Below are 8,864 nucleotides of genomic sequence, written 5' to 3'. Positions count from 1 at the left end.
TTCGTGGAGCGGATACGATTGTTTGGCAGGTGGGGTTTATGGATCGCATACGGTCATCTCCAGTGGCGTGCCGGTGTGGAAGTAGTAAAGCGTGTTTTCGGGTTCGTCTTCGCGCTTCGCTGATCTGGCCGTGCGCGCCTTAGTTTACTTATAGGTTTCTTCGGCAAATTCTTTAACTTGGGAAAGAGCCAAGTCTTTGGAGAGTAGCTTTTCATCAACCCTATCGTATATCAAAACATACTGGTCTTTTGAGGCAGAAAGCACTTCCAGAATATCATCATGCCAGTTAGTGATTTCAATAAATCCATCGGCTACATCTTCAAGTCTAACCACCTCATCTAGAAGAACAGGTAATTTAAATAGAGCGCCCTCATCTACAGTTCCACCTCCAGTTTTAGGATTATCAAAATAAACGCGAAGTTTAGGATGCGCATCTCTATTCCAGTCTAGAGTCGGCACAAAATTTAGCCGTATCTCTCTAAACTCGTTGACCGACTCGCGCCCCGAAAACTCACATCTAAAGATTGGGACACATAGAAATAGATTCTCTCGATTGATACCGTCGCGCCCGTTGAAGCAACCATGAAAATTGCTTGGCACAGCAATTACATGACTAAAATTTCTGTACGAGCTAGGTAACTCGTAAATCGTAGGCTCGTCTTTGGCAAGCTTCTCTGGAGCACTACCTATTACAGTAAGCGCAAAGGAGTCATCTATTAAATTTTCGGAAACAACCAAAAGATCGTAATCTACAGAGGATGATAACCAATAATTGTAGATGTAAGCCTTCATTACATCCTGAAGAAAAAGGTGCTGTCCGATATTTTCTTTACACCTTCAAACTCCTCATTCAAATCTCTTTCTTTTATCATACAACACCATAATCAATCATAGTTAGCACCTACGTCTTGCCTGTGACGAACACCATTGGCTGACATCGATCAACTGCCCATCATGGTAAGTGGCTGTAGCAATCTCACAGCCACATCTCACACTAAATTATTAAAGAACAGCCCAACGACTACCTCGAAGAACTACGCATTATATGAGTACTAATCCCTTCGTTAGGCTGAAGGCCCATTCGTTAAAAGAATACGAAGAACTGCGCCCTCTAAACATAATCTGGGGGCAGGTTATTCCGCCGCGTGCATTGTCACGCTCGCAAAATGATCAAATCGATCATAAACTCGAGAAGCTCATCAAAGCATTGAAATTCTTCAAAGACATTGTCTATCACCTGCCTATCCCTGACCTGAAAGTTCTTTGATGCCACTTCCAAAACATAAACATCCATATCACTTTCACCAAAAACTAAAAAATCACTCATAAAATCCAAATCACGAGCAATGAGGTTTTGGTCAACGAGTGCATGACTATAACCTACACTATCACGAAATTTATGCGGCCGACTCGAGTAGATAAACACACCTCCCGAAATCAAACCATCATAAGCTCTAAGAAAATCCAAATACTGCTTTGGCAATGTCGCCTGCAACTCACTCAGACACTTCGCCTCTAAATTCCGTATATCTTCGTCCGTTGCAGCTGCGCCTAGAAACATATCAGCCTCGTCAAGACTGCTACGCAGGGCTGCTATTTTTGATTGAATTTTTTTATTCACATTTAGACTCCTGGAGGCGGATAGATTCTGGTTTCAATCATTGGCCACTCTACCACTTTACTTTCACCAGCACTCATACCCTTTGTCAGAGATCGCTGTACGTTAGTGATAACCTTATGATATGGCTCATTTTTAATCAGGGTCAAATTGCTATGTGCATTTGTGCCACCATCATCCAAAGGCTTAACATGATGTACCTCCCACTCTTTATTAGGTAGCTTACCACTCTGTATCTTATTAATCTCGACATCATTAAAACCAGATTTCTGCAGAGCTTTAACTTTGCCTGGAGAATCAGAAAGACTTTTCAAAAAATTTGACCTGCCTGAACTATTAAACTCGTTTCTTAACAACTTTAATTCGGCAGTAGGTCGCTTTGTATAAACAAAACTTTCCGTCTTAACGCCAGGCAACTCAAACTCCTCACCGCGTAGCTTTCCAACAAAACCCTTTTGAGGTTCACGCGGAACAATCTTCACATTCCCTAAATTCGACCCAAGCCCCTGCACCTTGATCTCATAACGCGCATCAAACCACTTCCCGCCTTTAGCCCCCAGGCCCCCACCCAGCAACGCACCGCCAAAAGCCATGAGCTTTTGCCTGTCGGATCCTTCGCCGAATAACTGACCACCAGCCCAGTTTCCAGCCATGCCCCCAGCAATTCCGCCTGCGAAACCCGCGACCACGATTACCGGGCTTGCTAGGACAAACGCACTTGCCAAACCCAGAAGCAGAATGCCCCGTTCAAGCAATACGGGCACCTCAGGATTTATTGGGTCAGTGGTCTCGGTCGGACCACCGATGAACACATTGCTGGATCCCGCACTTATTTTTGCATCGCAGACTGTCCGGTCGCCTACCCGAGAAGCGGGCTGACCATTGATATAGACGGTGCCACTACCTTGGGCGACAACTTGCGGAGCCGATCCGTGTTCATCACATTTAGCCTTATCGACATGAGCTCTAGCTGCAGGTTTCCCATTGGTAAATACGTTAGCCGATCCAGTTACGATTTGGCCGGTCTCGTGGTTACAGATCGAGAGGCTTCCAATTAACTGCCCAACACCTGCGCCTGTAGCAGCTGCTGCTCCGACTATAGCTACGGCAGCTAAACCACCCGTGCCGACTATCAGCGCCGCTCCAATGGCACCAATAGCAAACCCAGCCAAAAGGCCCGTTAGCGACCCAGTATGTTCAATCGGGTCGTCCAGACGCGCGGCGCCACTCATGCCTGCTGTACCGGCTCATCATCCAATGAGGAATGACGAAGCTCGAGCGTTTCGACAATCGAATAGAAAGCCTCTCTCTCTTCTGTGGTCATACCTTTTGAGTTATTACTGGTCGCAGTTACCTGCAGCAAGAGAGGATGCTGCTGCTCATCTCGATGGAAAAACATTAGTTGAAGCTGATGCACCGGTAGCCCTTGTTGGCGCCATTTGAACTCTACGCGTCTAGCCTCTACACCTGCGACGTGAGCAGGGGACAAAGGCTCGACCCATTCAAGATGCGATAATGCTTTTTTTAAGTCTGCTAGCAAAGACTGAGATATCGTCTCAAGGTCCGAATCAGCCTCAATTGGAGTACGCCCTATCACTATGGACAAAGGGCTAGGCCCAATATCCGTCAACGTAAACACATGAAAAGTCTTATCCTTGAAACCCGACGGTCGAATAAAACTCAGCTCGTTGGTCTGAAATCGTTCGGGCGGCGGAATCGCGTCCAAGGCCTCTTGCGCAAGACGCTCCTCCTCCAATCGCTTTTCTTCACGAATACGGGCTTCGGAAATGCGGTCATAAAAACTGGTTCTCTGCATGTGGTCGATCCCTTCTCCGTCAGTTCAATATCCAAAAGTCATTGATCTTTGTTGAGGTTGATGATGGTCGTACCTTCCACATTCACCGTAACTCCGGAGATAATAATGGTTCCGTCCTTGCTCATGACCAGCTTGCTGGAACCCACTTCAAGCGTGATGGATGTCGCGGCTTTGATCTTTACTTCCCCCTGATCAACAGTAACGAAGTAAGAACCATCCTCCACTACTACGCTTGACTCCAGCTTGATGGTTTCCGAGTGTTTGCCTTTAACCTTGATATCTCGGTTACCGCCAACCTGATGACTTTCATCAGCTTCAATCTCGGTATCCAGATTGCGCTCTGCATGAAGGCTAACCTGCTCGGCACCAGACTTGTCATCAAACCGAAAGAAGTTAGCGTTGGAGCCCTTACCTTTTATCGAGCGCGTCAGGAAACCACTCTGGGTCTTGTTGGCAGGCAACGACCACGGCGGTGTGTTCTGACTATTGTAAAGGCTGCCCATAACCAGTGGGCGGTCAGGATTGCCATCGAGAAAAACAACGACAACTTCGTCATCCACTCGAGGGATCTGCATGCTGCCGAAACCGCCACTGGCTCCGGTCTGCGCAACGCGAACCCAGCAGGAGCTTTTATCGTCGAACTGGCCGTAGCGATCCCAGTGAAACTGCACTTTTACGCGGCCCATTTCATCGGTGTAGATCTCTTCGCCGGGCGGGCCGACGATGATGGCGGTTTGGGGACCGGTAATCTCGGGCTTCAGCGTGTCCAGCTGAGGTCGAAACTTTATCTTCTTGCGCACACAGTAGAACTTGTTCGCATAGCCCGCTTGACTACCTGTTGTGTAGTTATTACTTCCACGGTGTTCAACAGTCATTATAAGAAATTGTCGGTCTTCAGCAGTACCTGCATCATGTTCATAATGCTGTGTCAGCTCAAACGTATATCCCGGCCGCAGTGCACGACAGTTACTTGAGCCCAAGAATGTCTTACCTTTAAGCTCTAACGCTTCGATGCGATTGCGCACCAGTATCTCACCATCAGCCGGGCTGCCATGTGTGTACTGCCCCATATAATCATAGAGTTCATACGATGGCGCATCGCCTTGTTGATTGAGACTGTTCATCGTAACCGGAATCCGGTTATTTGGTTGCCTATAATCAAAGGTTTGAACCGAAATTTTAGCGGGCTGAAACTCTCGAGCAGATGTCCAGTGTGTAACTGAATCCGAGTTTTCCGTAACCGATGCTGTGTGAAAGCGTATCTGAGGCTGCTCGGGCAGCGGCGTCAGGACGGTCGAGTCGTCCATGACAATAAGCGTATGGGAATCAGCCGTATGCTCAAAGTAAAAAAACAATCCCTCGTGCTCAAGCAGCCGTTTAACAAAATGGCTATCACTTTCGCGATATTGGGTAATATAGCTATGTGGTTTCAGTGTACGATTAACCCGAAACTCATACTTGGCGATTCCGTCATAGCGGCTAAAAACTTTACTGACGACCTGTTCGACGGTCAAATCTTGATAGATTTGCGAGTCATATCGTTGCTCAAGCAAACTAAGCCAAGATCCAATATAAGCAGAATACCGCGACATCCCTCCATCACTGCCATTGTTCCCGAAGCTGAGGACGTGGCCATTGATGTAGCGGCTTCCCCCGGTGGCAAGTTCGATCTCGATGGTTGCAGGCTGACCAATAGCGGATTTCAGCTTTACGCTTGGATCTTCCGATATCAGCTCAAGCTGAAAGCCAAAATCCGTTGATAGGCCTTCTTGCCCTACAAAAGATTCCAGCAATAACTCCTGGCCTCCCGAAAGGGCCATCGTGAGCTTGAATAGGCGTCTATTCTGCGGGGTTAACAGAGATGAAAGATCCATCGCCTCAACTACTCCTTGAACCGGTGAACGAGTCGTGAGTCATGCGGCCAACCGCACAACTGCCAAAGGTCTGCTGAATGAAGGCGTTTGCTGCAAAGCTGGTCATTTAAATAATCTACCCAATAACCAACGGCTTCGGGCTTCACGAATTTCGTCAATGCCACTGAACGTAAAGGGCTCGCTCATCTTACTCTCTTTGACGCGCAAAGTGCGTAAGCCTCTGATTGAATCACGGTCATATGTCAGCAATGCAATGCAAGCAAAAAAAAGCCCCACTGCAGCGACAATCCCGCTGGTCAGGGGTGTTGTGGCATTAATAAATGCTGCTGACACCAAGGTCCCGACGCCTGAGATAAGACCAGCGCTTATATTTGTGGACCTGACTTTAATAGGGGAAACTTTGTTGCCGGAAATTAAAAATGGAAATGCTTTGGATTTTGTAAAATAAACCAATGCATAATATCCTGCAACTGCCAGGAACATAAAAGCCCCAAGCATTGCGGCCTCACCTCTTGACCTATTTAAATCGTCAAAAGCGACTATATAAGCAAGTCCAGCAGCTGCAAATGCAAGTGAAGATAAACCGACAATCGACATACTCAAGGTGTATACCGTAAAGCGCTCACACCTGTAAACCAGATACACCATAAGCATTAGCAAAACCATTGAAAAAACACCGTAAATCCACCACACACCCGAAAAATTTATAGGACCTAAAAGACCTGAAAAAAGGGCAAAGGCGACAACTGCCAGCGGTCCTTTTTTTATAGAGACAGGATCGGGATTATACATATTAGCCATTTAATCTTTAAACTCGTCAATTTTCTTATTTAGCCACCCTTCAGCTTCTTTGTCATACTTTTTGCTCGCCATAACTTTCTGTACACCCAGTCCAGCCAACCACCCCACCCCTAAGACCACTATGAAGGGAGTAGATGCGCCAGCAATAGCAACCACTAAAACGCCCGCAAGTAAACCTCCGGCAAACGATGCGACGTTCGTAGGCTGGCTCGCAGCAGATTTCCTTAAAAAATCTTCCGTTGTGGTAGCACTATTCCAGTCCAAATAAGCCTGAGGTCCTACCGCCAAAACCGCACCAACGACATTGCCCGTTGCAAAGCGTAATGGTCCACGGGCTCCCTCACTGTGTAGATGCGCACGCTGATTCAGAACGCTCTTAGTATTACCAAGAGGTATGTGTGCCACCGGGCTACCGACCTGACCCAACACTCTATAGTACTGTGCAGATGCCGTAACCGGGACTTCAAAATAACGCTGACCCGCGACACTTATAATCTTTATGGCGCCTCTAAACGTTTTGCTCGCCGACTTTGCACCCGGTGTCCCCCTGCTGTTTGCCCACTTATGAAATTTCGCCTTCTGCGCTGGGGTCATATCAAGAAGGTCAGAAACCTTCTTGGCCTTCGATACTGCTAGAACACTACCGGTCATGCTCGCCACTGTCCCAGGCAAGTTCCCCATGGAGAACATGAGTGGCCCTATCTCTGGAATCTTTTCAGCAGATTCTTGCAATGACTTTAACGCGTCCGCTGTAACATTAACGCCGACCTTCAGATTTTGCAGCAGCTCACGCAACATAAGAGCTGCGGTCTTGGACTCTTCAGGAGTAAGGCCCGAGTCTGGGGAGGAGAGTTGGTTAACGAGAAAAACGGCAGCAGTGTAATCATCAGTTGCATATTGACCTGCAAAATGCATCGGATTCATATAACGCTGGGTAGCGGTTTCACTGGGAAACGCTGATTTCCCAGGAGCCATCATGCCCAACTGCGGCCCACCTCGACGGGGGCTGGCACACGTTAAAGGTATACGTCTCTCGTCCATGTGTACTTCTCCACTCTAGCCGTGATGCGCTCGAAAGCGTTATCCGTTCCGTCAAGCTCTGGCCAGACCTCAGCAGAGAGCGATGAATTTATCGTCTTCAATATCGCTCGCCGCCCATCAGGCAGTCACAGAAAACCTTTGTCCTCAGGTTCAAAACAAATTGCATCATGATCACATACCTAGCGACGATCGCTTCGCAAGAGCTCGTAATCAATGTGGCCATTTCCGAAAAGCTTGTAGGATCAAGGCCACATACGGCTTTGTAAGCATTCGGCTAAATCCAACCACTGGAGCAAGACCTGTGACATCAGCCCGGGTCAGAAGCGCCACTACCTCTATAAACGATCTATGCGCAGCATCGGTTTCGCAGGATGGCGGTAGGAGACACCGTGGAGTAGCGCCCTGTCAACCTGGTGAAACAACCTCTGCGCGTAGTGACAAAGAGCCACCATCTCTCGATGCGGGTGAGCAGCGTTTCGCCTTAACTTCGCAGGTTTTTTTCTTGGTAGCCTGCAGCCTCAAATTAGATCTCTCGACAATCGTCTACGTTTATCCTTAGATCAAGCGCTTCGTCTGCGCACAAAATATCGCTTTTGAACTCTGAAAAGCATACTCAGCGAACAATGTCCATCGTTCTCTATAAAGAAGGGATAGGGAAACGACAGTGGCCGGAACCAAGAACTTTTTAATGGCAGAAGGAAAATAACGCTTCTCGATCCCTAGGGATTCTCCGATCAAGTTGCCGCAAGTCAGCGGAAAGTCGAAAATTCACCCGGCAAACAGCGTTATCCGCTGAAAATCGAACGATGCCTCATACAGGGAGGGCGTTTTCGCCCGCTCTCCCGAGTTAAGAGCGCAACTCACCCATACCCATAGCTGTTTTCGAGCCATCCACAGATTCGACAGGGCGAACAGCGTGGTCAGCTGAGCTGTGTTTTTCATCAGCCCACGAAAGCGCACTTTCACGTAGCCAAACTGACGCTTGATTACCCGAAACGGATGCTCGACCTTGGCACGTGTCTGCGCTTTGCAGTACTCGATCTTGCGCTTGGCTTTGTACAAAAGGCTGCGTTTGTTCAGCTTTGAGTACGTGCTGCGCCGAGCCGCGATTTGCCAGATCACGTCACGATTTTCGTGCTCTTCGCGCTTCTCGACACCGGTGTAACCTGCGTCCGCATACACCGCGTTTTCTTCGCCGTGGAGCAGTTCGGCGACTTGGGTGACATCGGCCACATTGGCAGCGGTCCCGTGGACGTGATGAACCAGTCCAGACTCAACGTCAGCGCCGATGTGGGCCTTCATACCGAAGAAATACTGGTTACCCTTCTTGGTCTGATGCATCTCGGGATCGCGCTCGCCGTCTTTGTTCCTGGTCGAGCTTGGGGCATGAATAATGGTTGCGTCGACGATTGTTCCCTAGCGCAACGACAGGCCTTTTTCCTGCAAATAACCGTTGATGACCGCGAGGATGGCAGGTGCCAATTGATGCTTCTCCAGCAAGTGCCGGAAGTTCATGATCGTGGTGTCTTCAGGGATCGGCGCGCTCAGTGTCAGATGCGCGAACTGACGCATGGGCGTGATTTCGTAGAGCGCTTCTTCCATGGCCGGATCGCTGAGGGAGAACCAGTTCTGCAGCAGGTGAATGCGCAGCATGGTTTCCAGTGGGTAAGGTTTTCGACCGCCACCGGCCTTGGGGTAGAACGGCTCGATCAGG

7 protein-coding genes and 1 pseudogene are annotated in these 8,864 nt (G+C 48.6%); all 8 read right to left on the bottom strand.

The genetic code is table 11. The features are described 5' to 3' along the window. Positions 1-144 precede the first annotated feature (144 nt). Positions 145-792, bottom strand: coding sequence for a hypothetical protein (locus BZK31_RS26060; protein ID WP_244182738.1), 648 nt, complete (start codon positions 790-792; stop codon positions 145-147). A 361-nt stretch (positions 793-1,153) separates the two neighbouring features. Beyond that, positions 1,154-1,621, bottom strand: coding sequence for a YrhA family protein (locus tag BZK31_RS26055; RefSeq protein ID WP_083186115.1), 468 nt, complete (start codon positions 1,619-1,621; stop codon positions 1,154-1,156). Between the two features lie 2 nt (positions 1,622-1,623). Continuing rightward, the gene (locus tag BZK31_RS26050; RefSeq protein ID WP_083186114.1) at positions 1,624-2,850 is read right to left on the bottom strand and encodes a PAAR domain-containing protein; all 1,227 of its coding nucleotides are present in this window, start codon (positions 2,848-2,850) and stop codon (positions 1,624-1,626) included. Next, positions 2,847-3,434: a DcrB-related protein gene (locus BZK31_RS26045; protein WP_083186113.1), complete on the bottom strand. Its 588-nt coding sequence runs from the start codon at positions 3,432-3,434 to the stop codon at positions 2,847-2,849. Before BZK31_RS26045 ends, BZK31_RS26050 begins: the two co-directional genes overlap by 4 nt. 38 nt (positions 3,435-3,472) lie before the next feature. Beyond that, a complete protein-coding gene (gene tssI / locus BZK31_RS26040) occupies positions 3,473-5,308 on the bottom strand; it encodes a type VI secretion system tip protein TssI/VgrG (protein ID WP_083186112.1) in 1,836 nt (611 codons plus the stop codon). Between the two features lie 102 nt (positions 5,309-5,410). Beyond that, positions 5,411-6,109 carry a hypothetical protein gene (locus BZK31_RS26035; RefSeq protein ID WP_083186111.1) on the bottom strand — a complete coding sequence of 233 codons (699 nt, stop codon included), beginning with the start codon at positions 6,107-6,109 and terminating at the stop codon, positions 5,411-5,413. Next, a complete protein-coding gene (locus BZK31_RS26030; protein WP_244182739.1) occupies positions 6,110-7,087 on the bottom strand; it encodes a hypothetical protein in 978 nt (325 codons plus the stop codon). It abuts the gene before it with no gap. A gap of 910 nt (positions 7,088-7,997) precedes the next feature. After that, positions 7,998-8,864: pseudogene (locus tag BZK31_RS26025) on the bottom strand (IS5 family transposase); the annotation flags it as partial.

Source organism: Pseudomonas floridensis (assembly GCF_002087235.1).
In the GTDB taxonomy this organism is placed as follows: Bacteria; Pseudomonadota; Gammaproteobacteria; order Pseudomonadales; family Pseudomonadaceae; genus Aquipseudomonas; species Aquipseudomonas floridensis.
This window is presented reverse-complemented; position numbering and strand designations above follow the sequence as displayed.

Bases quoted from the DNA above. Each gene is read 5' to 3' on its own strand.
- BZK31_RS26045 (WP_083186113.1), bottom strand. From the start codon at position 3,434: ATGCAGAGAACCAGTTTTTATGACCGCATTTCCGAAGCCCGTATTCGT.
- BZK31_RS26060 (WP_244182738.1), bottom strand. From the start codon at position 792: ATGAAGGCTTACATCTACAATTATTGGTTATCATCCTCTGTAGATTAC.
- tssI (WP_083186112.1), bottom strand. From the start codon at position 5,308: ATGGATCTTTCATCTCTGTTAACCCCGCAGAATAGACGCCTATTCAAG.
- BZK31_RS26030 (WP_244182739.1), bottom strand. From the start codon at position 7,087: ATGATGGCTCCTGGGAAATCAGCGTTTCCCAGTGAAACCGCTACCCAG.
- BZK31_RS26050 (WP_083186114.1), bottom strand. From the start codon at position 2,850: ATGAGTGGCGCCGCGCGTCTGGACGACCCGATTGAACATACTGGGTCG.
- BZK31_RS26035 (WP_083186111.1), bottom strand. From the start codon at position 6,109: ATGGCTAATATGTATAATCCCGATCCTGTCTCTATAAAAAAAGGACCG.